The organism is Pseudomonas sp. ANT_J28 (assembly GCF_008370005.1).
GTDB lineage: Bacteria > Pseudomonadota > Gammaproteobacteria > Pseudomonadales > Pseudomonadaceae > Aquipseudomonas > Aquipseudomonas frigoris.
Genome location: NZ_VOBM01000025.1, coordinates 60,014 through 85,748 on the forward strand (window position 1 = coordinate 60,014; position 25,735 = coordinate 85,748).

Genomic DNA, 25,735 nt, shown 5'->3' on the forward strand with positions numbered 1-25,735 from the left:
CCGTTTACCGAAATTCAGTCGCCAAGGTTATCGCTAACCGAGCCTTGTGCGCACCAACCGCAATCAAAGGGCTGGCCTATTTTTTCAATACGCTGCGCGGGGTCCAGGACCCAGGCGCGCGATTGCCACGGTGGCTGGTGGCGAAGGTGTTGGGTGTGACCGCAGGAAAGCTCGGCCACCCAGTGCCCGTCCTCATCCTGATGGAAGCCTGTGACCGTTGAGCCTTTCGCTGCCACCCGTCTGTCCGGGTTGTGTTCGCTTTCGGGCGATTGCTTCGCTAAACTTGGCCATTCTTCATTCTTATGCAAAAGGTCTCGCCCCATGCTGATCGCCGCCAATAAGGCTGTCTCCATCGACTATACCCTGACCAACGACGCTGGTGAGGTCATCGACAGCTCCGCCGGCGGCGCGCCGCTGGTCTACCTGCAAGGCGCAGGTAACATCATTCCGGGCCTGGAAAAGGCACTGGAAGGCAAAGCTGTCGGCGACGAGCTGACCGTAGCCGTTGAACCTGAAGATGCCTACGGCGAATACGCTGCCGAACTGGTCAGCACGTTGAGCCGCAGCATGTTCGAAGGCGTCGACGAGCTGGAAGTGGGCATGCAGTTCCACGCATCCGCTCCGGACGGCCAGATGCAGATCGTCACCATTCGCGATCTGGACGGCGACGATGTCACCGTCGACGGCAACCACCCGTTGGCGGGTCAGCGCCTGAATTTCCAGGTCAAGATCATCGACATCCGTGATGCCAGCCAGGAAGAAATCGCTCATGGTCACGTCCATGGCGAAGGTGGCCATCACCACTGATTTTCTGCGCTAAGCTTTCGAGAACTGGAGAGGCGCCCGAGGGGCGCCTTTTTAGTCAGCGGCTGTCCCTGGTAACACCGCCAAGTGGCTGTTTCGAGAAGAACACGGGAATCTGGAGTTCGTCATGAGTGCTTTTCACGACCTTAAATTGACAGGCCTGGATGGTCAGGAGCTACCTCTGGCGCCCTTCAAGGGGAACGTCGTGCTGGTGGTCAACGTCGCCTCCAAATGCGGCTTGACCCCTCAGTACGCGGCGCTGGAAAACCTCTACCAGCAATACAAGGACAAAGGCTTCAGTGTACTGGGCCTGCCGTGCAACCAGTTTGCCGGGCAGGAACCGGGTACCGAGCAAGAGATCCAGGAGTTTTGCAGCCTCAACTACGGCGTGAGTTTTCCGTTGTCCAGCAAGCTGGAAGTCAACGGTCACGATCGTCATCAGCTGTACCGTCTGCTGGCGGGCGAGGGTGCTGAATTTCCCGGTGACATTACCTGGAACTTCGAAAAATTCCTGCTGGGCAAGGATGGTCGCGTGCTGGCACGGTTCTCGCCGCGCACGGCGCCGGATGATCCGTCTGTCGTTCATGCGATCGAAAAAGCGCTGAGCTGAACCAAAAAAAATCGCAGCCTCTGAGCTGCGATTTTTTATGCCTGCCTTTTTAACCTTAATCACCGCAATCAATAGTGCTGTGCATCGCTTGCCGCTCCGCATATTATCGCCGTCATAAAACCTATGTCCCGTCGATACTGTTTTCGTGGAGCGTCCCATGCCTGTCAAAGCCCTGTTCAAACCGTTCCACCTCGGTACCCTCGAACTGCCGACCCGTGTCGTCATGGCACCGATGACCCGTTCGTTTTCGCCGGGTGGCGTTCCAAATTCCAAAGTGATCGAGTACTACCGTCGTCGCGCCGCTGCGGGTGTTGGTCTGATCATCACCGAAGGCACCACGGTCGGCCACAAGGCTTCCAACGGTTACCCGAACGTACCGCATTTCTACGGCGAAGCGGCGCTGGCCGGATGGAAAAAAGTAGTCGACGCGGTTCACGCTGAAGGCGGCAAGATCGTTCCGCAGCTGTGGCATGTCGGCAGCGTGCGCCGCATCGGCACCGAGCCGCACGCCAGCGTGCCGGGTTACGGTCCGTCGGAGAAATTGAAGGACGGTCAGGTCGTGGTTCACGGCATGACCCAGCAAGATATCCAGGACGTGATCGCCGCATTTGCCCAGGCCGCCAAAGATGCCCGGAGCATCGGCATGGACGGCGTGGAAATTCACGGTGCCCACGGCTACCTCGTGGACCAGTTCTTCTGGGAAGGCAGCAACCAGCGCACCGACGAATACGGCGGCAGCCTGGCTAACCGTTCGCGTTTTGCCATTGAACTGATCGAGGCTGTGCGTGCTGCGGTCGGCGAAGGCTTCCCGATTATTTTCCGTTTCTCTCAGTGGAAGCAGCAGGATTACACCGCGCGTCTGGTACAAACCCCGCAAGCGTTGGGCGAGTTCCTCAAGCCGTTGTCCGACGCCGGCGTGGACATTTTCCACTGCTCGACGCGCCGTTTCTGGGAGCCGGAGTTCGACGGTTCCGAGCTGAACCTGGCCGGCTGGACCCGTAAGCTCACCGGTAAACCAACCATCACCGTGGGCAGCGTCGGCCTGGATGGCGAGTTCCTGCAGTTCATGGTCAACACCGACAAGATCGCGCAGCCGGCCAGCCTGGAAAAACTGCTGGAGCGTTTGAACAATGATGAGTTCGATCTGGTGGCGGTAGGTCGTGCGCTGCTGGTGGACCCGGACTGGGCGCAGAAAGTGCGTGACGGCCGTGAAGCAGACATCCTGCCGTTCAGCCGTGAGGCGTTGATGACCCTGGTTTAAGCTGAGGCTCTATGCCTGAGGCAAGCGGGGTCTGACAAGCCCCGCGCAACTGCCCCTCAAACTGCTCGATAATCGCTGCCCAGCCCTGGCGACTCGCATGCTGACGCGCATTAAGCCGCACGCAGCGCAAGGTTTCGCGCTCCTCCAACAGCCAACACGCCGCATCGCAAAACGCCTCTTCGTCCCCCGGCATCGCCAGCACGCCGTTGTAGCCATGGCGAATGTGCTGAGCCGCTGCTGCCTGATCGTAGGCCACCACACCCAGTCCCGAGGCCAGCGCCTCAAGCACGACATTGCCGAAGGTTTCGGTCAGGCTGGGAAACAGAAACACATCCCCCGACGCATAGTGACTGGCCAAGGCTTCGCCGCGTTGTGAGCCACAGAAAATCGCCTCGGGCAGTTCTTTCTCCAGGACCACTCGTTGCGGACCGTCGCCGATCACGATCAACTTCAGGTTTTTCTGTGGATAAGTCGTACGCAGCCTTTCGAAACTGCGCTTAAGCAAGCCGAGATTTTTCTCCGGTGCCAGGCGACCTACATGGATGACGGCAATGTCACTGTCGGCCAAACCCCACTGTTCGCGTAGCGACGTCAGCCGCTTGGTCGGGTGAAACAACTGGCTGTCGACCCCACGCGACAGCAACGCCAGGCGCTCGAAATGCCGGCGCTCCAGTTCCATTCTTTGACTCACGCTCGGCACCAGGGTCAGCGTCGAACGATTGTGAAACCAGCGCAGGTAGTGGGTCAGCAATCGCGTCAGCAGTCCAAGCCCATACTGACTGGAGTACTGCTGGAAATTAGTGTGAAAGCCGCTGACCACGGAAATCCCCAAGCGCCGCGCCGCGCGCAACGCGGACAATCCCAGCGGTCCTTCAGTGGCGATGTACAGCACGTCCGGGCGATGACGCTTCCAGCGCCGCAGCAACTTGTGCATAGACGACTGACCCCATTGCAAGCCGGGATAACCCGGCAGCGGCCAGCCCCGACACAGCAACAACGCATCGTCGCTGCCCAACTGCTGATCGCAACCCTGCCGCGGTCGCACCAGTTCCACCTGATGCCCGCGCGCGCGCAAGCCGTCACACAAGCGACCGAGGGTATTGGCCACTCCGTTGATTTCGGGAGGGAAGGTTTCGGTGATCAGAGTGATATGCAGAGCTGTCGTCATGACCTCAGTGTCGGCTGAGGCCATGTCGTCAGTGTGACGATGGGATGATGAATTTGTGACCGAATCAGCGCTGGACTACCAGGTTTTCCGCGCCGCGTTCACGCACCCAGAACAAGGTCGCTCCCGCCACGGCAGCCGGCATCATCAGGATGTTGACCACCGGAATCAGCAGCACCAGATAAACACTTCCGCCAAAGCTCATGCTCTGCCAGCGCTTCTCGCGCAACCAGGCAAGCATCTCGTTCCAGCCCAGTTTGTGGTTGTCCGCCGGGTAGTCGATGTACTGGATCGCCATCATCCACACCCCGAACAGCAGCCACAATGGTGCGGCAATGATGTTAACCACCGGAATGAACGAGAGGATGAACAACCCGATGGCGCGGGGCAGGAAATAACCGAGTTTGCGCATCTCCCGGGCCAGTGTGCGGGGGATCATGGCGATCAGTTCGCCCCAGCTGAAGGTCGGGAAGTCGTCCGTGCCACGCACCACGACTTCGACTTTTTCCGCGAGGAAACCATTGAACGGCGCGGCGATGACGTTGGCCAGCATGGTGAAGGTGAAGAACACCATCAACACCACCAGCACCACGAACAACGGCCAGAGCACATAGCTGAGGAAACTCAGCCAGTCGGGCAGGGACGGCATCAACGTATCGACCCACAGGCTGAATTGATGGCTGGCCAGGTAGATCAATCCGACGAACAGCACCAGGTTGATTACCAAGGGCAGCAACACGAACAAGCGCAGGCTTGGGCTCAGGACCAACTTGAGGCCTTCGCGCAGGTATTGCGGGCCGGACAGAACGGGGGCGGGCATAACGTGCTCCGAGCAAAGGGGAAACGCGCCGACCTTACCGGCTTTGCCTGACGGGCGAAAGCGCGGTAGCAGCATCGACATTAACTGTAACAAAGGCGCCTATGTATCCATCGTGATGGGATAGAGACCGCCTATGAGCTGGATTGTTAAACCGTATTTCCTTAATCTTCGCCCCCTCGATACGCTGCACCCCATACTTTTTACAGGACTGTCGGGCTCAAGCTTTCCCCAAGTGCTTTCAACGGTCCTTTTTTATTCCCGCCGGCAACCCGGCGTTCCGCGCCAGAAGTTTCGGGCCGGTCAACAGGAGCAGGTCATGTCTGAAGTCCGTCATTCGCGAGTGATTATTCTCGGTTCCGGCCCTGCCGGTTACAGCGCCGCGGTGTATGCCGCCCGTGCCAACCTCAAGCCACTGCTGATCACCGGCATGCAAGCCGGCGGTCAACTGACCACCACCACCGAAGTCGATAACTGGCCTGGCGACGTCCACGGCCTGACCGGCCCGGCGCTGATGGACCGCATGAAAGAGCACGCCGAGCGCTTTGAAACCGAGATCATCTTCGATCACATCAATGCCGTGGACTTCGCTGCCAAGCCGTACACCCTGACCGGCGACAGCGCGACCTACACCTGCGACGCCTTGATCATCGCCACCGGTGCCAGCGCTCGTTACCTGGGCCTGCCGTCGGAAGAAGCGTTTATGGGCAAAGGCGTTTCGGCCTGCGCGACCTGCGACGGTTTCTTCTACCGCAACAAGCCAGTGGCCGTGGTCGGTGGCGGCAACACCGCCGTTGAAGAGGCGCTGTACCTGGCCAACATCGCCAGCAAGGTCACCCTGATCCACCGTCGCGAAACCTTCCGCGCCGAGAAGATCCTGATCGACAAGCTGAATGCCCGAGTTGCCGAAGGCAAGATCATCCTGAAGCTGAACTCGACCCTGGACGAAGTTCTGGGCGACAACATGGGCGTGACCGGTGCCCGCCTGAAGAACAACGACGGCAGCTTCGACGAGCTGACAGTTGACGGCGTGTTCATCGCCATCGGCCACACCCCGAACACTTCGCTGTTCGAAGGTCAGCTGACCTTGAAAGACGGCTACCTGGTTGTGCAGGGCGGCCGTGACGGCAACGCCACTGCCACCAGTCTCGAAGGTATCTTTGCTGCCGGTGACGTGGCTGACCACGTTTACCGTCAGGCCATCACCTCGGCCGGCGCCGGCTGCATGGCGGCACTGGACGCCGAGCGTTACCTTGACGACCTGCAGAACGCTTCGTTCTGATTGTGTTGAAATGAAAAAACCGGCTTCGGCCGGTTTTTTTGTGCATATATAAAAAGATGCATTGCCGACCCCGGCCCTTGTGGGAGCGAGCTTGCTCGCGATAGCCATTTATCATTCAACAGTGATATCGACTGACATACCGCTATCGCGAGCAATCTCGCTCCCACAGGTTTTTGCATTGGCCGAAGTCGATTGCGATCAGCCGCGAAATCGCTCCTGGACGAAGTCCATGACTTTCAACGATTGATAGATGGCATTGGCGGCAATCCGCCCGAACGGCCCGCCGTTCCAGTCCAGCAAGTACGGTTTGAACAACTGATAACGCGCACTTTCCCCGCACACCGCTTCGGCGATGACCCTGCCGCCAATCGAGCCGGTATTCAAGCCATGGCCACCAAACGAGGTGCAGGCCCAGACGCCCGGTTCGAGCAATCCCAGGTTGGGCATCTTGTTGGTGGAGTAACCCATCAGGCCGGACCAGGCCAATTCGATTTTGACCGGGGCCAGTTGTGGATAGACCGACACCATGTCGGCCTTGAGCATGGCGGCGAGGGCCTTTTCGTTCTGTTCGTTGCGGGTGGTGATGCGTCCGCCCCAGAGCAGGCGGTCGCCTTCGACCACGCGGTAATAGTCTGAGGCGCGGCGGTCGTCGGAGAACGCGGCGCCGGAGTCGAGGACGTTTTTGATCGAATCGCCCAGGTGCTCGGTCAGCACTACATAGGTAGCGATGGGCAGGTAGGCGCGGCTGAGTTTTTGCAACTCCGGGCCGCCGTAGCCGCCGGCGCAGAACACCAGGTCCTGGCAGCACACGGTGCCGTGAGCGGTCTGGACAATTTTGTCGGCGCCTTCGCGATGCCAGGCCAGCATTTTTGATTGTTCGAAGATCCGGCCTCCTGCTGCTTCGATGGCGAGGGCCAGTCCCAGGCAATAATTCAGCGGGTGAAAGTGCAGCGCCTTCGGATCCTCGATGCCCTGGAAATAACGCAGGGTGTGGGCCCGCTCGCGGACCTGAGGAGTGTCGAGGTAGTTGAGTTCATAGCCGAAGTCCCGGCGCATGCTCTCGATGTGGTTTTTCACACCAGCACTGTCGTCGTAACGCTTGACCCGAATCGTACCGGCGGATGGATCGCAACCGGACAATGCCAGTTCGGCGATGTTGCGGCGGACAATCTCCACACCCTCGACCGACATTTGAAAGAGCGCCTTGGCCTGTTCCAGTCCAAGTTTCTTGCGGATCGCTCCCGACCCTTCAGCCCAGCCCGGCGAGACCACGCCGCCATTTCGACCGGACGCGCCCCAGGCGACTTGCCGGGCTTCGAGGATGATCACGCGTTTGCCGCGCCGGGTCAGCTCCAGGGCCGCGGTAAGGCCCGCGATCCCGGCGCCGATGATGCAGACGTCGCAAGTTTCGTCAGTGCGCAGTTCGGGCCTGGCTGCGCGGGGCAGCGAGGTTTGGGAATACCAAGTGGTGGGGAAGGACATGGTCAATCCTTGATAGGTTGCCGGTCATTTAAGCGAACACCTGGCCTTTGTGGGAGCGAGCTCGCTCCCACAGTGGGCGGGGTTATTGGACGGTCGAATAGTCCACGCCGTACCACTTGGTCGACAGCTTGGTCAGCGTGCCGTCCTTGTGCATCTCGCCGATGATTTGACCGAGTTTGGCCTTCAATTCCGCGTCACCCTTGTCGGTGGCAATGGCCAGGGGTTCGTAAAACACCACGCCGTTGTCGACCGCACGCAGCGGGTAATTTTTCTTGATGGCCGCTTCCAGCGTGCTGCGCTGAGTGAGGATGCCGTCTAGACGAACACCGTCGCCCAGTCGCAAGTCATCCAACGGTCCAAGGGAGCCGGCATAGGTTTTCATCTTTTTGGTCTGTACATCGTAGGTGACGGGGGGCAGGTCCGTCGCTTCGATGGCCAGCGCCTGGTTCAGGTAATCCTCGGACGTGGTGCCGCCTTCGACACCGATAGTTTTGCCATTGAGCGCTTTGTGGTCGGTGAGTGTGGATTTGTTGTGAACCGCAAACACGTAGGGCACGTAGTAGTAGGTCGCGGGGAAGTCGAGAATTCGCGCGCGACTTTTAGTGGCGGTCATCGAGCCCACGGACATGTCCCAGCGCCCGTTCCACTTGCCGGCGGTGATCACGTCCCAATCGGGGGTAATGAACTTGACCTCGACGCCGAGACGCTTGGCGATCTCCTTGGAAACATCGATATCAAACCCGTCGATTTCATTCTTGTCGTTGATAAACCCTTGGGGTGGCCAGGTCGCCGACGTGGCGACGGTCATTGTTTTACTGCTCTGGATTTTGTCCAGTACGGCTCCGGCGTTGGCGGCGCCGACGAACACCAGCGACATTGCGGCTGCGATTACGTGTTTTTTGCTGACCATGTCCATCTCCACTTATCGTTATTGTTATGAAGGGGCAAATAGTGCTCAGTGACCAATGATCTGCGACAGGAATTTCTGTGCGCGTTCGGTTTGCGGGTTGTTGAAAAACTCGGAAGGGGTGGCTTGTTCGATGACCTGGCCCTGGTCCATGAACAGCACGCGGTCAGCGACCTTGCTGGCAAAACCCATTTCGTGGGTTACGCAAATCATGGTCATGCCGTCGGTGGCCAACTCACCCATCACGTCCAACACTTCGTGGACCATTTCCGGATCGAGGGCCGAGGTTGGTTCGTCGAACAACATCACTTTGGGGTTCATGCACAGCGCCCGGGCAATCGCCACGCGTTGCTGCTGGCCACCGGACAGTTGCGAAGGGTACTTGTCGGCGTGTTCGGCAATTCGCACCCGCTCCAGGTAGACCTGAGCGCGTTTTTTCGCCTCAGCGCCCGACACGCCTTGCACCAGTTGCGGGGCCAGGGTCAGGTTGTCCATCACGCTTAAGTGTGGGAACAGGTTGAAGCTCTGGAACACCATGCCGATTTCCCGGCGCACCGCGCTGACACTTTCTGCTTCGCTGGTGAGTGTGATGCCGTTGACCTGAATGTGGCCTTTCTGGAAATTCTCCAGGTGGTTGATGCAGCGAATCATCGTCGATTTTCCTGAGCCCGACGGTCCGCACACCACCAGGATTTCGCCGGCGGCGACGTTCAGGTCGACATCGCGCAACGCGTGAAAGTCGCCGTACCACTTGTTCAAACCGATGATGGAAATCATCGAAGGGCTGGTCTGCGCAACAGGTGCCAGGTCGATTCGTTCTGCCGTAGTCATCACGCATCAGCCCCTTGCGATGGATCGGTTGACCCGTTTTTCGATCCGCGCCTGCACCCGTTCGAGGATGAACGACAGGGCCCAGTAAATCATCGCGGCGGTGATCAGCATTTCCAGGTGGCGGAAGTCCGCACGACCCTGGGTCTTGGCCAGGTACATCAATTCCCAGACGCCGATCACCGACACCAGCGAACTGTCCTTGAGCATGGCGATGAACTGGTTGCCGGTGGGCGGGATGATCACCCGCAAGGCTTGCGGCATGATCACCCGGCTCAGGGTCTTGAACGGGCTGATGCCCAGGGCTCGTGAGGCCTCCCACTGACCCACCGGAATGCTCTGGATGCCCGCACGAAAAATCTCGGTCATGTAGGCGCCGTAGCACAGCGACAACGCGAGGATGCCGGCCGGCACTGCGTCCACCACATAACCCAGTTGCGGCAGTCCGAGGTAAATCAGGTAGATCTGGATCAGCAGCGGAACACCGCGAAAAAACGAGGTGTAGAACGAGGCGATGGCATTGGCCAGGCCGTTGTTCGACAGCTTGGCCACGGCACCGATCAACGCCAGCACGAAGGCAATCACGATCGCCACGGCGGAGATGTACAGCGTGGTCGCGGCGCCCTGGATGATCAGGAAACCGATCTTGTCGAGGATGAAGCTGTAGGAAAGGTCGAATGTGTCGAAGAACGCCAGAAACAGGATCAGCAGTTCGATCCATACCACGGTGGTCTGCACTTTGAATTTCAAGCGTCCGAGGACGTGAAAGTTCAGCGTGCCCAGTGCGGCAATCGCCAGGCCGATGGCGATATTGCGAGCAGTCAGGCTGTCCGGGGCATTGCCCAGCAGCGGATGCAGGAAATGACTGAGGGCGCTGTTACCCAGGTTCATCAGGTAGGAGCCGAGAAACAGCACCACGGCTACGCCAAGCAGGAATTGAGGATCATTGGACTTTTTTTTATAAATTATATTGTCGTGATACATGAACGCCTCAGGCTTGTAGGTGGTAGTGATCTCGCTTGGTAAAAGGGGTATTTGGCCAGTATTGCGACGCAAAATCGGGGACTACAAGCGAACATAATTCGCTATGTCAGTCCCTGATCGTAGTTTGCTTTTCAGGAAAGCTTCGCCAGGCAAGCCTCGAGGGTATCCAGCCCTTCCTCCAGCACCGCTGCCTCAGTAGTCAGTGGTGCCAGCAGCCGAATGATGTGGCGCGACTTGCCGCTGGGCATCAGCAGTAAACCGGCGTCGCGGGCCAGGGCCAGCAATTGGGTCAACTGCGCTGAGGCGGGTGTGCCGTCGGGATTGATCAGTTCGATACCGCGCATCGCGCCAAGGCCGGTCAAGCGGCCCAGAAACGGGGAAAGCTTGTTGGCGCGCCAGGCCTCATAGCGGCTGACGATGGCCTCTTCCTGTTGCGAGCCCCAGGCGTGCAGGTTCGCATCGGTCATCTCGTCCAGGGTTGCCAGTGCCGCGGCGCAGGCAATCGGGTTGCCCGAATAGGTGCCGCCCAGTCCGCCCTTGGGCAAGGTGTCGAGCAGCGACTTGCGCCCGACCACCGCCCCCAGCGGCACACCGCCGGCGATGCTTTTGCCCAGCAGAATCAGGTCCGGCTCAATGCCCAGTCGCGAAAATGCAAAACGCTGGCCGGTGCGTCCGAAGCCGGACTGGATTTCATCAGCGATCAGCACGATGTTTTTTTCATCACAGAAGCGGCGTAGCGCCTGGGCGAACTCCACGTCCAGCGCCAGGAAGCCCGATTCGCCCTGCACCGGTTCGACGATAAAACAGGCGACGTCGTCGACGTCGATCTCGACGCTGAACAGCCGGTCCATGGCCTTCAGGGCCTCGGCGCAGGTCACGCCGTTGTCCTGGCTCGGGAAGGGCAGGTGATATACCGGACCCGGCAGCACGCCGACTTTCTGTTTGTAGGGCGCGACTTTGCCGTTGAGGTTGAGCGTGGCGAGGGTGCGGCCATGGAAGGCGCCGTCGAAGGCGATGACCGCCGTGCGACCGGTGGCGCCACGCACGATTTTCAGGGCGTTTTCCGCCGCTTCTGCGCCGCTGTTGGTGAGCATGCCGCTGACCGGGTAATCCACCGGAATAAACGCGGTGAGGCGATCCATCAGTTCGATGTAGGGCGCATGCGGAGCGGCGTTGAACGAGTAGTGGGTCAGCCGGGTGGCTTGTTCGCGAATGGCCTCGACGATGCGCGGATGGCAATGGCCGAGGTTCAATACACCGATGCCGCCGACGAAGTCGATGTAGCGTTTGCCATCGGTGTCCCAGACTTCGGCATTTTTGCCGTGGCTGAGTGTGACGGGATGAACGATGTTGATCGACTGGCTGATGGTTTCGCTGCTCATGGATACCTGACTCAAAAGAAGGGATGCTTCTTTTTATCTAAGCCGTGAGCAGCGGTACCCGGCAAACGAAATAAAGTTGCCGGGTCAATCTTAAAAGTCGGGATGTGATTTACGGGTGTGGGCGCGGGCGTTGAATTAGCGGCGAGTCAGCGGCTGTTGAGTGAACTTCACACCGGCCAGTCCATGAGCAATCAACGCACGGATATTGCCGTGATCGCTGCCCTCAGGCGTCGCCACCACAGAACGGTAATGCTCGCCGAACGCCAACAGCGCTTCTTCATCGCTCAAGCCTTCCAGCAGCGCCAGACCCAGGGTCTTGCACGAACCTTCGTTCTGCCCGGCTGCGTTTTCCACGCCGCCGTTGTTGAAAGCCTGAGGCTGATAGTCGTAGCCGGCGGCGATGAACGCCAGGGTGTCGGCAAAAACGTGTTCGCCGCTCTTGAGGCGGGCACGCAGGGTGTTCAAATCACTCATTGGGTTTTCCTTTGGCGAACGCCGCTTGTTGTTCGGCGTTGGCTTCTTGCTGGTATTGGGCTTTCCACTCGGCGTACGGCATGCCGTAAACCACTTCGCGGGCGTCATCGAGGCTGACCTCGATCTGGCGTTCATCGGCAGCGGCCTTGTACCACTTGGACAAGCAGTTACGGCAGAAACCGGAGAGGTTCATCAGGTCGATGTTCTGCACATCCTTGCGGCTGTCGAGGTGGGCGACCAGCCGGCGAAAGGCGGCGGCTTCGAGTTCCAGGCGTTGTTGATCGTTCATGGCGAGCTCTGTGCAATCAAATCGTGCGCGGATGATAAAAGTCTGACGAACAATGCGCCAGACGCGGTCAGCGGCTCGCGGCCAGGGTAATCGACACCGACTCGGCGAATCGCAGGGCGTGGGGCTTGTCGACTTCGACCTCGGCGTACAACACCGATTCGTTGGCCATGACCAGATCGAGAATTTCCTGAGTCAGGCGTTCGAGCAGGGCGAAACGATTGCCTTCCACGTGGGCGATGATCGCCTTGGTGATGGTGCGGTAATTCAGCGCGTGATCGATGTCGTTGTCACGCACCGCTTCTTGAGCGGCATACAGGATGGTCAGGTTGATCAGTACATCCTGCTTGTTGAGGATTTCATCCTCGTTGATCCCGATGAAGGTCCGCAGGCACAGGTCCTTGACCCGGATGCGTGCCGTTCCTGGTTGAAGTTGTGGCATTGCTACTTGCTCCGTCCAATCAATTGCAGGAACTCCTGGCGGGTGTTGCTCGACTCGCGGAAGGCGCCGAGCATCACCGAGGTGTTCATGGTCGAATTCTGTTTCTCGACGCCGCGCATCATCATGCACATGTGCTTGGCTTCGATGACCACCGCGACGCCCGCCGCACCGGTCACTTGCTGCACCGCGTCGGCGATTTGCCGAGTGAGGTTTTCCTGGATTTGAAGGCGGCGGGCGAACATGTCCACCAGTCGTGCAATCTTCGACAGGCCCAGCACCTTGCCCGTTGGAATATAAGCCACATGCGCCTTGCCGATGAAGGGCAGCATGTGATGTTCGCAGAGCGAGTACAGCTCGATGTTGTCGACGATGATCATTTCATCGTTGTCGGAAGCGAACAGCGCGCCGTTGACGATCTCTTCGACACTTTGCTCATAACCATGGCAGAGGTACTGCATGGCTTTTGCCGCGCGAGCCGGGGTGTCTTGCAGACCCTCGCGGTCGGGGTTTTCACCGAGGCCGATGAGGATCTCGCGATAGCTCTGGGACAGGGCGTTGTGGGGCAGGGATAACGTCATGGAACATCCTCGCGGGGGCCGCTTATTTGATGTGCCGTCCGCCGTTGACGGTCAGGGTCGTGCCGGTGACATAAGGGTTGTCGAGCAAATAACGCAGGCTCTGGTAGATCACTTCGCTGCCGGGTTCGATGCCCAGCGCGGATTTGGCCAGTGCGTTGGCACGGTATGCCGCGTTGTCGTCGGGGTTGAACATTAGCAGGGCTGGCGCGATACCGTTGACCTTGATTGTCGGCGCGTATTTCGCGGCGAAGGACAGGGTGAGGCTGTCGAGGCCGGCTTTGCTGGCGCAGTAGCCAATGTGCTTGCTGCTGCCCTTGCGGGTCACATCGTCGCTGATGTGCACGATGTCCGCCAGGCTTGAACGTTGCAGCAAGTCGGCACAATGCAGATTGATCAGGTAGGGCGCCAGCATGTGGACGTTGAACATGCGGGTGAAGGCTGCGGCGTCGGTGTCCGGGGTTTCCGCCAGCCATTCGGAGGCGTTATGGACAATCGCCCGCAGGCTGTCGGTGTGGTTTTTCAGTTCGCTGATGAACGCGAAGATTCCGGACTCAGTGGAGAAGTCGGCAAACACCGCGGTCGCCCCCAGGTCGCGCAGAACCTGCACGCCGGGGCGTTCACTGCGGTAGCTGAAGATTACCGGCTGGCCATCCTCGAGCAAACGCTGCGCACAGTGCAGGCCGACACGTTGGCCGGCACCGGTGATGAGGATTGGGGCTACGAAAGAGGTCATGAACGGCTCGCGTCGCGGTAAGAGCAAAACTATACCAGCGCGCGGCGGCATTCACCTACCGTGGGGTTCCCACATGGGGATCATTGGTTTTGGGTGGAGGGGGCGGCGGGCAGCGGCCGTTGCGGCGTGGTGTTCAGCCAGCTGGCCAGCAGGCGGGTCGACAGGGGAATGAAGAAGTAGACCATCAGTGGGGTCAGGCACAAGGTGCTGATGAATACCCGGCTCAGCAGACTCATGTCGCTCAGCAACGGCCCGAGGACAAAGTTGAACAGCAGGGAAACCGGAAAGAATGCCAACCAGATCGCCACGGCCTGTTTCCAGCGTGGTGGTCGCTGGCCGGTCGCGCCGAACCAGCCTTCGATGCCGCTGACACGATGTTCCGTTGGATGGGCAAACAAGTCACTACCGCGTGCCAGCCATGCGGTGCGCGATACAGAATGCTCCCAGGCGTGCAGCGTCTGCTCGTCGGCGAAGCGGAAAATAATCTGGAATTCGTCATCGTCGGGGGGCGGAGCGAGCACGCCAGAACCGAGATAGCCGGAGAAATCGGTGGCCAGTTGTTCGCCTTCGTGCAACCAGGCGATCAGGTCTTGATAGCGCCCATCGGCGACGCGGCGCGCAACCATCAGCGTGACGGGTGAGGTAGACATTTTGTATCTCCGTATGACAATCGCGTCGCTCCGGATAGGAGTTTCGTCAGGCGCAGCGCCGGGGTGGTGGGCTGCGTCTTGGAACAAGCAAGGATTATTCCTGATCTTGCCGGGTACGTCAGTGATTTTTGTCGCCATCAACCTCTTGAGTAGTGTGGGGGCAGGGGAGTTAGAATGGGATCCAATTTATACATGGACGTAGAATTGTAAAATGCCTGTCCTGACTGACGTTGTCCCTGGATTGCAGTCCGGTCTTCCACTCGAACAGGAAGAACTGTATCCGATACGCGAAGTAGCACGCCTGACGGGGGTCAACCCGGTCACGCTACGTGCATGGGAACGACGCTATAGGCTGATAGAGCCAGCGCGCACTGAAAGTGGGCACAGACTGTATTCGATGACCGATATCGATCGGGTCCACAGCATCCTTGGCTGGATCGAACGCGGCGTTGCTGTCAGTAAAGTCGGCAAGATCCTGGCTAGGATTGCACCGCTACAGGCCCTGCCGCACATCATCCCGAATGAGCTCGTACACGCTGACTACACGCAATGGCAGCAACAGGTTCAGGTGGCGGTGAAAGCCTTTGACGAGGTTCAACTGGAGCAGGTCTATGGACTGATCTTTTCCAGTTATCCCCTGACTGTCGTGTTTCAGGACATTCTGCTTCCACTCTGGAAGCAATTACTGCAGCGCCATGAAGTATTCGGCCAGGCCAGCGAGTGGTTTTTCCTGGATGGTTTTCTGCGTTCTCGAGTGTTGCAACGCCTGCTGCTGATGCGTGTCATGCAGCCGCGCCGGGTGATTGTCTGCGCCTTGAACGATCAGTGTCGTGAACTCGAAGTACTGGTAGCGGCGCTATTTCTGAGCAGTGTCGATTCGGCTATTCAAGTGTTGGCTATCGGTCAGCCATTCGACGAATTGGCCCTGGTCTGCGAGCGGATCAAGCCCAAGGCGCTGGTGCTGTTTTCCAATCACTCGCCTGCGCCCGAGTTGCCACGGCGCTTGAAACGCCTGGCCTTGAGCCTGGATTGTCAGTTGATGCTGGCGGGGGATGCGTCCGATCTGGTGCAGGAAAGCCTGGCTGGATCGTCGATTGGATGTCTGGGTAACGAAGGACTGGTCATGCGTCAGCGTTTGAAACAGTTCCTGACAGGCAACCTGGACACTTGAATCAGAGATGCATGGCCGGATGCGTCAGCCTATGCTGTTGAAGGATGTACTGGCGCAGACGCTCGGTTTCGTCCTTGTCATCCTGATTCAACTGATAGGCATAGAAACCGTTATCGGTTTCTTTCTCGAAGGCACCGCGCAACGCGATGCGCTCATAGCCTGACGGGCTGAACCACAAGGCGAAATGTTTTGGCGGTTTGGTCTTGTTGCGAACTTCCAGCAAAACACCTTTGAACGACACTTCGTGCACCCACATCGTACCGGGCTGGCCATTGGCATTCTCCAACGCTACCGGTTCTTCGAGTACCAGGCGCCATGGCCGGACCATCGGTCCGTCTTCATAGATGCTGGGGACGCCAAGGCGTAAATGCATCGCGTGAAACTCGTCTTCCACCAGGTGCAGCGGGAAAGTCATTTGCTGATTTTCGAAGTTGGCCTGGATGGTGACTTGCTCATGAGCGGCAAGACGCGTGAGCAAGTCACGGATCTGTGAACCACCGTTGACGAGCAGGCTCGACGTCGCATCCCGCACATTGAGTTGCGGGTTGTGTTGCATGGTCTGGATAAAATCCAGCTCATCCTGAGTCAGGAGTGCGTCGCGTTGCATGATCTGCTCGACAAAATAGTTACAAAGTCACTGGTGATTGTAGTTAATGACAATTAATTCTTCGTTTTGTTTTCGCCGTTCGTCGCTTTCAGTGCGGCAAGCTCGGCCTGGACCTCAGCCAACTGCGCCTCCAACTGCGTGACTCGCTGCTGTGCCTTGACCTGACGGGTGACGTCTTTCTGCACCCCGACGAAATAAATCTGTCCATCGTCCGGGTTTTTCACTGTTGAAAGGGACAGTTCGTTCCAGAACGGCGTGCCGTCCTTGCGGTAATTCCTGAGGATTTCCCGGCAGGAACCGCCACTGCTCAATGCTTCGCGAATCAACGGGAGAGATTCCTGGTCGCGGTCCCCGGACTGAAGAAAACGGCAATCCTGGTAAAGGACTTCTTCGCTGGTGTAACCCGTCAGGCGTTCGAATGCCGGGTTGACGTAAATCAGGATGTTGTCCTGTTCGCCTTCCTTTTCGGCAATCACGATGCCGTCGTTGGAAGCGTTGATCACCATTTGCAGCAGTTGGGCGTTAATCATCGGAGAATCCTTTCCAATTTGATTGTGGGATGCATTTTAAAAGAACACTGAGAACTTTCTACTGGCCATCAGCATTAATTGAGAGTCAAGCGCAGCTTTTTTGCCATGGCTGTTAATATCCCCCGTCTTTTTATTCAGCTTCAGGATCAGATTGATGAAAGTCGCCATCCTTTCCGGCTCGGTGTACGGCACGGCTGAAGAAGTCGCCCGCCATGCCGCGAACATTTTGAACGCCGCGGGGTTCGAAACCTGGCACAACCCGCGTGCAAGGTTCACCGATGTTCAGGCCTTTGGCCCCGAAGCCTTCCTGGCGGTGACCTCGACCACCGGCATGGGCGAGTTGCCGGACAACCTGCAACCGTTGTATTTCGCCATTCGCGACCAGTTGCCGGCTGCCTGGCGTGGCTTGCCAGGCGCCGTGATTGGCCTGGGTGATGCGAGCTACGGCGATACGTTCTGCGGTGGCGGCGAGCAAATGCGTGAATTGTTCGGCGAGCTGGGCCTGCGCGAAGTCCTGCCCATGCTGCGCCTGGACGCCAGCGAAAGCGTCACGCCGGAAACCGACGCCGAGCCTTGGCTGGCGGAGCTGGTCAGCGCTCTGCGGGGCTGACCGGACGCTCGCGCAGCAAGGCGAGCCAGGCTTGCGCGGCTTTTGACAAGTACGCGCCCTGATGCCAGATGAAGGCGATCTCCCAACGCAAATAACTCGGCGCGTTCAAGGTCAGGCGCACCACGCCTGGCCGCACCAGCCCGCGTGCCACCACGCGCGGCAAAAGCACCACACCTTGACCGGCAGCCACCAGCTCCGCCATGAACGCATCAACCTTAAAAAGCTTGGCTCGACTGGCGACGGAATTAGTCGTGCTGCTGGCCATCTATCTGCTCGGCTGCCAGATGGCCGTGTGGTTTGCCTGCTCGATTACGGCAGTTTGCTGCGTAGTGATGGTTTGCGAATTCTGCTGGTGATCGGCGTCAGCACGCTGATGGTGATGCTGGTGACCGCATTTACCGTGGAAATGGTGGTGCAGTTGAGGAGGTCTTGTGAAGCTTGAGCTGATGCCGATGTTCTGGCTGGCCTTCACGCTGCTGGCTTATTTATTCAGCCGCTGGATCTACCGGCGCACCGGGCGCTATGTGCTGTCACCACTGATTCTGGTCCCGGCTCTTTTGTTGCCATGCCGCTGGCCCCGGACCTGGGCGGCGTACCGGAACTGACGGTGGTATTTGTGATGTTCACCGGGGTGTTCGGGGCGATGCTCGGCGGCATTCTGCTCAAGTGGTTGCCCCTGCGCAGCGCCTTGGCTCGAGGCGCATTGTTTGGCGTCGGCGCACACGGTGCCGGGGTCAGTCGGGCGCATGAAGTGGGGGGTGAAGAGGGCTCCGTGACGGGGTTAGTCATGGTTCTGACGGGGCTGCTGAATCTGTCCGCCGCACCGTTGTTGGCGGCAGTACTTTGACATGGATCCACGTTCATTGGCGTACTGACTCGCTAGGCCATCAAGCTGGCTGCCAATGCAACTACACGAACCTCGGAGGCTGACTAGACTGGTTCACGTGAGCAAAATAATAAGAACAGGAGTTCCTTGTCGTGAGCGTAACCTCCGTCCAATCGCCACACAGTGTCAAAGACCAGGTCAGTGCCGCCGAGTGGCAGACCCGCGTCGATCTGGCTGCCTGCTATCGTCTGGTTGCCCTGCATGGCTGGGATGACCTGATTTTTACCCACATCTCGGCCAAGGTCCCCGGTACCGAAGACTTTCTGATCAACCCGTTCGGGCTGATGTTCCACGAGATTACCGCGTCAAGCCTGGTCAAGGTCGATCAGGCCGGCAACAAGCTGATGGACTGCCCTTACGAGATCAACCCGGCCGGTTACACCATCCACAGCGCGGTGCACGAGGTTCGTCACGATGTCGTTTGCGTGCTGCACACCCATACTGCGGCGGGTGTCGCGGTGTCGGCGCAGAAACAAGGCATTTTGCCGATCAGTCAACAGTCGTTGTTTGTCCTGTCCAGCCTGGCTTATCACGCCTACGAAGGTGTTGCGCTTAACCATGAAGAAAAGGCGCGACTGCAAGCCGACCTCGGCGAAAACAATTTCCTGATGCTGCACAACCACGGTCTGCTGACCTGCGGCCCTACCATCGCCGACACGTTCCTGATGATGTTTACCTTCCAGCGCGCCTGCGATATCCAGGTGCTGGCGCAGAACGGTGGTGCCGAATTGATCAGCATCGAACCGCAGATTCTGGCGGGTGCAAAGGCGATGATTGCCGGCGTCACCAAAAGTGCTCAAGGGATGGGCGGTGCACTGGCCTGGCCAGCGTTGCTGCGCAAACTCGATAAACAAGACCCGGGTTATAAACTCTAATGGCCCTCGCCGAGATCCCCCTGTGTGTCTGGCGCAAACGCGGCCAGACGTTCGTATTCCGTGGCCAGACCATCCGTTACTGGACGGCGGGGCAGGGAGAGCCACTGTTGCTCATTCATGGCTTCCCGACCGCCAGTTGGGACTGGCATTTCCTGTGGCAGCCGCTGACTCAGCGCTATAGGGTGATTGCTTGCGACATGCTCGGCTTTGGCGATTCCGCCAAACCGGTGGACCACGAATACAGCCTGCTGGAGCAGGCCGATCTGCAACAGGCTTTGTTGGCGCACGTGAAGGTCGAGCAGCCGGTGCACCTGTTGGCTCACGATTATGGCGACAGCGTGGCCCAGGAACTGTTGGCCCGGCATTACGAAGCGCGCATTCATATCGCCAGTTGCGTGTTCCTCAATGGCGGCCTGTTTCCCGAAACCCATCGCCCGATACTGATGCAAAAACTCCTGCTCAGCCCCTTGGGCTGGATGATCGGGCGAGCCTTTTCCCGTGACGGTCTGGTGAAGAGTTTCCGGCAGATTTTCGGCCCCCAAAGCCGCCCCACCGAGAGCGAGATGGATGATTTCTGGAGCCTGATCGAGAGCAATCACGGGCCACGGATCATGCACAAGTTGATCGCCTACATCCCTGAGCGGCGTGCCCAGCGCGAGCGTTGGGTCAGCGCGATGCAGCGTGGTGAAGTGCAGTTGCGGGTGATCGATGGTGAGGTCGATCCGATCTCCGGTGCGCACATGGTCAAGCGCTATCGGGAACTGATCCCGAACCCGGACACGGTTTTGTTGCCTGGTATTGGCCACTACCCTCAAACCGAGGCGCCGGGGCAGGTGCTCAAGCACTATCTGGAGTTTCGCGATCAGCTGGTTTCACCGCCGCGCAAGGCCGCCTGCTCCTGATTATCCCTCTGCCTTATCGCGCACCATTCAGCCTCACCCCAGTTCATTGTGACCCGCATCGCCGTGCCTGACACTCGGACTCATTGTCCCCTGGCCTGCTGGAGTCCCCCAATGAATGAGTCTGTGCGCTTCGAAGATAAAGTCGTGATTATCACGGGGGCAGGCGGCGGCCTGGGCCGGGCCCACGCACTGCTGTTCGCCAAGCAGGGCGCCAAAGTGCTGGTCAACGATCTCGGCGGCTCGGCTCAGGGCGAAGGCGCAAACGCTTCGGCAGCCGACCGGGTTGTGGCTGAAATCAGCGAGGCCGGCGGCATCGCCGAGGCCAACCATGACTCCGTCACCGACGGCGACAAAATCGTTCAGAACGCCTTGGACACCTTCGGCCGTGTCGATGTAGTGGTCAACAACGCCGGGATCCTGCGGGACAAAACCTTCCACAAAATGGAAGACGGCGACTGGGACCTGGTTTACCGCGTCCACGTCGAAGGCGCCTACAAAGTTACCCGTGCCGCCTGGCCGCACCTGCGCGAGCAAAACTACGGCCGCGTCATCTTCACCGCTTCGACCTCGGGCATTTACGGCAACTTCGGCCAGTCCAACTACGGAATGGCCAAACTCGGCCTCTACGGCCTGACCCGCACCCTGGCCATCGAAGGCCGCAAGAACAACATCCTGGTCAACGCCATCGCCCCCACCGGCGGCACCCGCATGACCGAAGGCCTGATCCCGCCCCAAGTCTTCGAACAACTCAAACCGGAACTGGTCAGCCCGCTGGTGGTGTACCTCGCCAGCGAGAACTGCCAGGAAACCTCCGGGCTGTTTGAAGTCGGCGGCGGCTGGATGGGCAAGGTGCGTTGGGAACGAAGCCTCGGCGCGGGGTTTGATCCGCGGGTCGGTTTCTCACCCGAAGATGTGGCGGCGCATTGGCAACAGATCTGCGATTTCGAAGGCGCGGCGCATCCGCAGGACAACCTTGAAGCGCTGAAGGAAATGATGGCGAATTTGCAGAAGTATTCGATTTGATGGAAGCCAGCAAGGTCACCGTTATTTTGACCTTGCTGGTTCTTGATAGTCGGAACTGAAGTCTGGTTTTCAGCGGTTTCAAGGAAAATACTTGTGAACCAATGCCGCCAGATTCGCGGCCGTTTGCGCATCCATGATCCCGTTGTAGGTTTCCGGGCGAAAGTGCAACTGAAAGGCTCGAACAAGGTGTGTGAAGCCTTGTTCGGTTGACGCGCCGGAAATGTCATACCCGTAAGTCTTGAACAGTGTGAGCAATTCGGTTCGGGCTGGAATGCCGGTCTCGTTGAATTGCTGCAGATAGGTGTCTTGGGTGGCATCGTCGAACCAGGCACCGACGCCTTTCAAGTAAAGAGCATGCCAGGAGAATTTCGGCCCTGGGTCACTCTTGCGGCCGACCGCAATATCCGAGTGCCCCAGAACATGGGACGGGCTGATATCCGGGTAGCGTTCAAGGATGTTCAACGCCAGCTCTTCAATGGCGGCAATTTGTTCTGGCTGATACGGCGGAAAGTTGAAAACCCCTTGGCTAAACGTTGCAAGGTTGAAGATTTCAACGCCGATAGACGTGTCGTTCAGATTGCTTCGATTGCCCCAGGTACTGACACCCGCATGCCAAGCACGCTTGGTTTCGTCGACGAGATTGAAAACTTCCTGCCCGGTATAACCTGCTTTCAAGTAGCTCGGATCGGTGATGTCGGGAACCAGATAATGGGCGCTGACATTCGGGCCGGTCAGTGCATTGACCGAACTGGAGAAGTTGCCGGCTGTGTAGTGGAAAATAAGAAAGCGTACGCGGGTGTTGAAGCTTTTAGTGGAGCGGTATTTGTTGTAGTCAATGGGTTTCATGAAAAGAATGCTCGCAGTGAATTAGGTTGAAGTCAGCAGGGTTAAATAAATGACTGACGTGTGATTAACCTTAATCGCTGGGACGCTTCGCGTGATTACAGAGCTATGTAGTCGCTTTCCGAGAAATGTGTAGGTGGTAGGAAGTCTCGCGAGTTTGCATAAGGGCTGGTTGTGAGTGGGCAGTATAAGAAGCAAGCACGAATGCTTGCTTCTTTGTTTGGATTACTGTGCTTCAGGTTTGAAGCCTGGTTTTCCGTTGGCTGCTCGCCATTGTTTGATGGCTTTTAGTACGCCGGCAGGGCCGTCTTCAACACCCTCCTCTGGGTAGTACAAAACACCTGTGCCGTTTGGGTGTTCTGAAGTGCTTACGATGTTGTCAACATATGCATCGTGTTCTTTCTCTGATGAGAACTTTCCTTGGAATAAACGATTTATAACGTTCAGATACTCGGACTCTGTGTATTCTTCGAGTTTATTTTTCAGTTTCATTTCACATTTCTCCTTTTCTGGAATGAGTTTCGATGTGCTGCTTTGGTGCCAATATACGAAGATTATCTATGTCGTAAACTGCACCGCCTTCACTGATAGGCTCAATATGATGAATCTCGAACTTCTTCCGTCCACCGACTTGCTCCGAGGGAAGGGCACTTGGTGATAGACCATCTCTCACGTCAGTTTTGTTGAGTTGGGTAAACTGATCAATCAGAAATGGGTCATTTGCTACGGCCTTCCAAAATACTCTGCGAAACGCTTTGAAGCTCGAAAACTCCCGCCCCCGAAGTTTATCCGCAATCTGCTTGGGAATCGGCGCCCCTTCCAGCGTCGAAGCTGCACCCAACCAATTTCCTGAAACCGACTGTCCGCTCCCGATGGCAACACCGGGATCCTGCCGCCGATCCCTGAACATAGTGAATGTCGGAGGGATCCCGGAGTCGATCGGGAAGACGGTGATGAAGCCACCAAATCCGTAGCGATCCAGCTCTGGAAAAGGATCGATTCGTCCCGCGTCGGGGGTGACGGTAGCGCCTTCATATATCGGCAGGTCAGTGTCGATCAGCGGAAATTCCGTTGAAGGATCCTGCGGTTCTATCAACGGCGTCCAGGTGATGACGGGGCCGTTGGAGACGGTACTGCCGGATACGTAAACATTCTTGCGCGCGTCAAAGTGAGCAAGCCTCACCGGCACACTCGCGGGTACAGTCACTCCGTCAGTGGCAACAACGACGATCTCTACGCTATTGCCTATCGTCCTCGAGCCGAGTCTCACCGGCAGGTCGATTTCCCCTCCGACGGCTGCCAGTTCATACAGGTCGGCCGTTGAATCAGGAGCGAGTTCTGACAGCGGAACACTTACAGAGAAAAGATCACCGTTACCCAGCCTGGAGGGAGCCAATAGGGCGGCGAACCCAACCAGTACCGGCGTTGCTGTTGACGCGAGTGCTGCTATAGCCGCGGATACCGCTGCACGTAACGCGGTCCTGAGTGCCAAGGAAGTCGCAGGACTAACGCCGACAGTTCCGAGTGTGCCGGTAAACGTTGGGCCGAATGCCGCCATTGAACCGTAGTGGGCGAATACGGGGTTTTCCCAGCGTGCCTCAGTCTGTGCTTGCCTCCGGGCTGTCAGTCGCGCTAGTTCTGCAAGTCGTTCCGGTTCGGCCTGAGCATCCAGCAATGCCTGCTGTCGCCTATTTTCCTGAGCTTCCAGCACTGCCTGGATTAGCCTTTCTCGGCGGTTTTTCTCAGCTTGTTGGCGATACACGTCCCGCTCTGTGCGTAGTGCGTTTTCACGCTGACGTTCTCGCTGCTCTTTTTGAGTTCGGTGCGCTCGTTCTATGCGTGATTTCTCAGCGTCAGCCTCAGCTGCCCGGTGCAAGGGATCTGCTTGCGCTTCCAGGCGTGCCTGTTCTGCAGCCACTTGGCGTGCAGCTGCTTCAGCGGCAGTTTGTGCTTGTTCCTTGGCAGGACGCCTAGCCTCATGTAATGCTACAAACCGTGCCCGCTCACGAGCAAAAAAAGCAACCCGCTCTCGGTGTGCAGCATCGGCAATGTCCCTCTGCCGTTGCTGTTCAGCTTCGATCCGGGCGCGCTCGGCAGCTACTCGTTGTGCTTCCTGTTCCGCCGCCAACCGCGCCTGTTCAGTTGCCTGCATGGCATTGAGGGTGTGTTGAAGATTGACGGTTCGCTGGTGGAGCGACTGCAAGGTTTGAGACAGCAGTCTGGCTTCGATCGCGGCTCTGAGTGATTGATTCAAGGACTGCATCGCAATGCCATCCGGTCCAGGCCACTTCTCTATTTTTGTGGCTTTGATCATGAATTCATTGATATGCCGGTTAAATGGATCACCTCCATAAAACGCGTTGGCAGTGGCTGTTTTACTGTGGAACTCTGCTGTTTTACGTTCAGTGAGTTTATTCAGTACCCCTAATTCCCGGGCGACTGATTGCAAAGGTGGAACTGGATCTGTTGGGCCTTCATATCGGGTCGCTGCCAGTTCTGCCTCGATGGTTTGCGGCAGTTGGCTGGACCTGGTCTGATATTCCTGTTCCAACGCTCGGGTCGTGTTTGTTACGGTGCCTCGATTTTGATTGTAAGTCGATACGCCGCGCCCAAAGGGGCCTGCTTGCAGATGGGTTCCCGTTCGGGGTGGGGGTATAAAATGATCGGGTGCGACCCCTACTATCTCGACAGGTGTAGTTATTTCAAGAAAGCCAGGCCTCGAGTTATTTTCGTGTGGTGGTTTTGGTGGTTTTTGCATATTCATATCCTTTTGAATGTGCTTGATGTTTTAAAAAGAGCGCCTTGTTGACCAGCCATTGCGAATAGGGATGCCAACTATTACTTCGTGCCATTTAAAGTTACAGCAGAAGTGGAAGCCGCGGATCTGAGAGGTGTGTAGGGCGTTACATATGAAGATGAGGGAGGTTTCTATTGGATAGGAGTAACGGCAGGATTATCTTTTGCGTAAAAAGATGTTTCTTATAGCGTTATCGGAAACATCCTGTAGGACAGTCTTAAACAAAAGTTGCTCTTCGCCACCGTCACAAAACCACCGCCCATAAAAAAGGCCGCTGCAAACGCAGCGGCCAAAGTAAGACGATTGATCAAGGAGCAATAAATCAACGTCAGTGAACACGGGGCGATGAGTCGAACATCTTCAATTCATCTGAAATCTATCGCCAATGACGCGGACGGGTCACTCGCCATTACTTCGTGCTTTCCGGCCGTTTGCCGTGAAAGCCCGGCAAGAATAAGGCCTTGAGCCAAAAGGAAAAATAGCAATTCATGACATGAACTGTTGCAGCATGAGTAACAGTTCCGCTCCGCATGGGGGGATCTCATTCTTGTAGCAGCTGCCGAAGGCCGCGTTCGGCTGCGCAGCAGTCGTTCAATCAACCACCTCTGTATTTCGGATGACCGCGCAGGCATGGTTTACGACTGCTGCGTCCGAACGCGGCCCGAACCGAACGCAGCCTTCGGCAGCTGCTATGTATGGACTCGCCCCCACTGTCTACCCGCTTTTGAAAAACCGCCGCCCCGTTGCATCTATGTATCAGGCCTATTCGAAGAAGCCGTCTTCGGCTTCTGGCCAAAATTGGAAGA

General features: G+C 57.7%; 28 protein-coding genes and 3 pseudogenes. 11 read left to right on the plus strand and 20 right to left on the minus strand.

The features are described from left to right. Window positions 1-14: 14 nt before the first annotated feature. The gene (locus tag FQ187_RS18405) at window positions 15-353 is read right to left on the minus strand and encodes a DUF3565 domain-containing protein (RefSeq protein ID WP_056742973.1); all 339 of its coding nucleotides are present in this window, start codon (window positions 351-353) and stop codon (window positions 15-17) included. Between FQ187_RS18405 and FQ187_RS18410 the strand changes: the two genes are divergently transcribed. The 3 genes from FQ187_RS18410 to FQ187_RS18420 all read left to right on the plus strand — a co-directional run bounded on the left by FQ187_RS18410 (window position 322) and on the right by FQ187_RS18420 (window position 2,675). Further along, the gene (locus FQ187_RS18410; RefSeq protein ID WP_007901600.1) at window positions 322-807 is read left to right on the plus strand and encodes a peptidylprolyl isomerase; all 486 of its coding nucleotides are present in this window, start codon (window positions 322-324) and stop codon (window positions 805-807) included. The genes FQ187_RS18405 and FQ187_RS18410 overlap by 32 nt on opposite strands. 124 nt (window positions 808-931) lie before the next feature. Further along, complete coding sequence (locus FQ187_RS18415; RefSeq protein WP_149630567.1) at window positions 932-1,414, plus strand: glutathione peroxidase; 483 nt, start codon at window positions 932-934, stop codon at window positions 1,412-1,414. Between the two features lie 157 nt (window positions 1,415-1,571). Beyond that, window positions 1,572-2,675: an NADH:flavin oxidoreductase gene (locus FQ187_RS18420; protein ID WP_149630568.1), complete on the plus strand. Its 1,104-nt coding sequence runs from the start codon at window positions 1,572-1,574 to the stop codon at window positions 2,673-2,675. Here the strand turns inward: FQ187_RS18420 and FQ187_RS18425 are convergent. Beyond that, complete coding sequence (locus tag FQ187_RS18425) at window positions 2,644-3,867, minus strand: glycosyltransferase family 1 protein (protein WP_149630569.1); 1,224 nt, start codon at window positions 3,865-3,867, stop codon at window positions 2,644-2,646. The two genes, FQ187_RS18420 and FQ187_RS18425, sit on opposite strands and share 32 nt — an antisense overlap. Before the next feature lie 40 nt (window positions 3,868-3,907). Then, the gene (cysZ, locus tag FQ187_RS18430) at window positions 3,908-4,660 is read right to left on the minus strand and encodes a sulfate transporter CysZ (protein ID WP_149630570.1); all 753 of its coding nucleotides are present in this window, start codon (window positions 4,658-4,660) and stop codon (window positions 3,908-3,910) included. A gap of 316 nt (window positions 4,661-4,976) precedes the next feature. Here cysZ and trxB point away from each other — a divergent pair, with 316 nt between their 5' ends. Then, window positions 4,977-5,939 carry a thioredoxin-disulfide reductase gene (gene trxB / locus FQ187_RS18440; RefSeq protein WP_149630571.1) on the plus strand — a complete coding sequence of 321 codons (963 nt, stop codon included), beginning with the start codon at window positions 4,977-4,979 and terminating at the stop codon, window positions 5,937-5,939. Between the two features lie 198 nt (window positions 5,940-6,137). Here the strand turns inward: trxB and FQ187_RS18450 are convergent, their stop codons facing one another. From FQ187_RS18450 to FQ187_RS18500, 11 genes are all read right to left on the minus strand, one after another. After that, window positions 6,138-7,421 (minus strand): FAD-binding oxidoreductase, encoded by a 1,284-nt coding sequence (locus FQ187_RS18450; protein ID WP_149630573.1) that lies wholly within the window; start codon window positions 7,419-7,421, stop codon window positions 6,138-6,140. A gap of 82 nt (window positions 7,422-7,503) precedes the next feature. Further along, window positions 7,504-8,331, minus strand: coding sequence for a transporter substrate-binding domain-containing protein (locus FQ187_RS18455; RefSeq protein WP_149630574.1), 828 nt, complete (start codon window positions 8,329-8,331; stop codon window positions 7,504-7,506). A gap of 45 nt (window positions 8,332-8,376) precedes the next feature. Next, window positions 8,377-9,105, minus strand: a complete 729-nt coding sequence (locus tag FQ187_RS18460) for an amino acid ABC transporter ATP-binding protein (RefSeq protein ID WP_134422119.1) — start codon at window positions 9,103-9,105, stop codon at window positions 8,377-8,379. A 60-nt stretch (window positions 9,106-9,165) separates the two neighbouring features. Further along, on the minus strand, window positions 9,166-10,140 hold the full coding sequence (locus tag FQ187_RS18465; protein WP_149630575.1) for an amino acid ABC transporter permease: 975 nt from the start codon (window positions 10,138-10,140) through the stop codon (window positions 9,166-9,168). Between the two features lie 131 nt (window positions 10,141-10,271). Then, window positions 10,272-11,522, minus strand: coding sequence for an aspartate aminotransferase family protein (locus tag FQ187_RS18470; protein WP_149630576.1), 1,251 nt, complete (start codon window positions 11,520-11,522; stop codon window positions 10,272-10,274). Window positions 11,523-11,657: 135 nt separating this feature from the next. After that, window positions 11,658-11,996: a HopJ type III effector protein gene (locus FQ187_RS18475; RefSeq protein ID WP_149630577.1), complete on the minus strand. Its 339-nt coding sequence runs from the start codon at window positions 11,994-11,996 to the stop codon at window positions 11,658-11,660. Beyond that, on the minus strand, window positions 11,989-12,285 hold the full coding sequence (locus FQ187_RS18480) for a DUF1244 domain-containing protein (RefSeq protein WP_095129425.1): 297 nt from the start codon (window positions 12,283-12,285) through the stop codon (window positions 11,989-11,991). Before FQ187_RS18480 ends, FQ187_RS18475 begins: the two co-directional genes overlap by 8 nt. A 67-nt stretch (window positions 12,286-12,352) precedes the next feature. Further along, window positions 12,353-12,724: a dihydroneopterin triphosphate 2'-epimerase gene (folX, locus tag FQ187_RS18485; RefSeq protein WP_129438421.1), complete on the minus strand. Its 372-nt coding sequence runs from the start codon at window positions 12,722-12,724 to the stop codon at window positions 12,353-12,355. Between the two features lie 2 nt (window positions 12,725-12,726). Next, entirely contained in the window at window positions 12,727-13,302 is a 576-nt protein-coding gene (folE, locus tag FQ187_RS18490) for a GTP cyclohydrolase I FolE (RefSeq protein ID WP_149630578.1), read from the minus strand. Between the two features lie 22 nt (window positions 13,303-13,324). After that, on the minus strand, window positions 13,325-14,035 hold the full coding sequence (gene folM / locus FQ187_RS18495) for a dihydromonapterin reductase (protein ID WP_149630579.1): 711 nt from the start codon (window positions 14,033-14,035) through the stop codon (window positions 13,325-13,327). Window positions 14,036-14,115: 80 nt separating this feature from the next. After that, a complete protein-coding gene (locus FQ187_RS18500; RefSeq protein WP_149630580.1) occupies window positions 14,116-14,685 on the minus strand; it encodes an antibiotic biosynthesis monooxygenase in 570 nt (189 codons plus the stop codon). 211 nt (window positions 14,686-14,896) lie between these two features. On the opposite strand from FQ187_RS18500, the gene FQ187_RS18505 reads away from it, so the two are divergent. Then, window positions 14,897-15,856 carry a MerR family transcriptional regulator gene (locus FQ187_RS18505; protein WP_149630581.1) on the plus strand — a complete coding sequence of 320 codons (960 nt, stop codon included), beginning with the start codon at window positions 14,897-14,899 and terminating at the stop codon, window positions 15,854-15,856. A gap of 1 nt (window position 15,857) precedes the next feature. Here FQ187_RS18505 and FQ187_RS18510 read toward each other — a convergent pair whose 3' ends face one another. After that, a complete protein-coding gene (locus FQ187_RS18510) occupies window positions 15,858-16,463 on the minus strand; it encodes a hypothetical protein (RefSeq protein WP_149630582.1) in 606 nt (201 codons plus the stop codon). 53 nt (window positions 16,464-16,516) lie between these two features. Further along, a complete protein-coding gene (locus FQ187_RS18515; protein WP_149630583.1) occupies window positions 16,517-16,993 on the minus strand; it encodes a PAS domain-containing protein in 477 nt (158 codons plus the stop codon). Window positions 16,994-17,147: 154 nt separating this feature from the next. On the opposite strand from FQ187_RS18515, the gene FQ187_RS18520 reads away from it, so the two are divergent. Beyond that, window positions 17,148-17,603, plus strand: coding sequence for a flavodoxin (locus FQ187_RS18520; RefSeq protein ID WP_149630584.1), 456 nt, complete (start codon window positions 17,148-17,150; stop codon window positions 17,601-17,603). Here the strand turns inward: FQ187_RS18520 and FQ187_RS18525 are convergent. Beyond that, window positions 17,584-17,808 (minus strand): annotated as a pseudogene (locus FQ187_RS18525) (LysR substrate-binding domain-containing protein); the annotation flags it as partial. The gene FQ187_RS18520 and the pseudogene FQ187_RS18525 overlap by 20 nt on opposite strands. On the opposite strand from FQ187_RS18525, the pseudogene FQ187_RS18530 reads away from it, so the two are divergent. The 5 genes and pseudogenes from FQ187_RS18530 (at window position 17,804) to FQ187_RS18550 (ending at window position 21,289) form a co-directional block, all read left to right on the plus strand. Then, window positions 17,804-18,045: pseudogene (locus tag FQ187_RS18530) on the plus strand (hypothetical protein). The pseudogenes FQ187_RS18525 and FQ187_RS18530 overlap by 5 nt on opposite strands. Further along, a pseudogene (locus FQ187_RS18535) lies at window positions 18,035-18,450 on the plus strand (LrgB family protein). Before FQ187_RS18530 ends, FQ187_RS18535 begins: the two co-directional pseudogenes overlap by 11 nt. Window positions 18,451-18,581: 131 nt before the next feature. Further along, a complete protein-coding gene (locus FQ187_RS18540) occupies window positions 18,582-19,364 on the plus strand; it encodes a class II aldolase/adducin family protein (protein WP_149630585.1) in 783 nt (260 codons plus the stop codon). Next, the gene (locus FQ187_RS18545; protein ID WP_149630586.1) at window positions 19,364-20,266 is read left to right on the plus strand and encodes an alpha/beta fold hydrolase; all 903 of its coding nucleotides are present in this window, start codon (window positions 19,364-19,366) and stop codon (window positions 20,264-20,266) included. Before FQ187_RS18540 ends, FQ187_RS18545 begins: the two co-directional genes overlap by 1 nt. Before the next feature lie 111 nt (window positions 20,267-20,377). Beyond that, window positions 20,378-21,289 (plus strand): SDR family oxidoreductase, encoded by a 912-nt coding sequence (locus FQ187_RS18550; RefSeq protein ID WP_149630587.1) that lies wholly within the window; start codon window positions 20,378-20,380, stop codon window positions 21,287-21,289. 78 nt (window positions 21,290-21,367) lie between these two features. Here the strand turns inward: FQ187_RS18550 and FQ187_RS18555 are convergent, their stop codons facing one another. The 3 genes from FQ187_RS18555 to FQ187_RS18565 form a co-directional block, all read right to left on the minus strand. Beyond that, complete coding sequence (locus tag FQ187_RS18555) at window positions 21,368-22,135, minus strand: N-acetylmuramoyl-L-alanine amidase (RefSeq protein WP_149630588.1); 768 nt, start codon at window positions 22,133-22,135, stop codon at window positions 21,368-21,370. A gap of 222 nt (window positions 22,136-22,357) precedes the next feature. Further along, window positions 22,358-22,624, minus strand: coding sequence for a bacteriocin immunity protein (locus tag FQ187_RS18560; RefSeq protein WP_149630589.1), 267 nt, complete (start codon window positions 22,622-22,624; stop codon window positions 22,358-22,360). 1 nt (window position 22,625) lies between these two features. Beyond that, the gene (locus tag FQ187_RS18565) at window positions 22,626-24,683 is read right to left on the minus strand and encodes an S-type pyocin domain-containing protein (RefSeq protein ID WP_256667345.1); all 2,058 of its coding nucleotides are present in this window, start codon (window positions 24,681-24,683) and stop codon (window positions 22,626-22,628) included. Window positions 24,684-25,735: the final 1,052 nt, after the last annotated feature.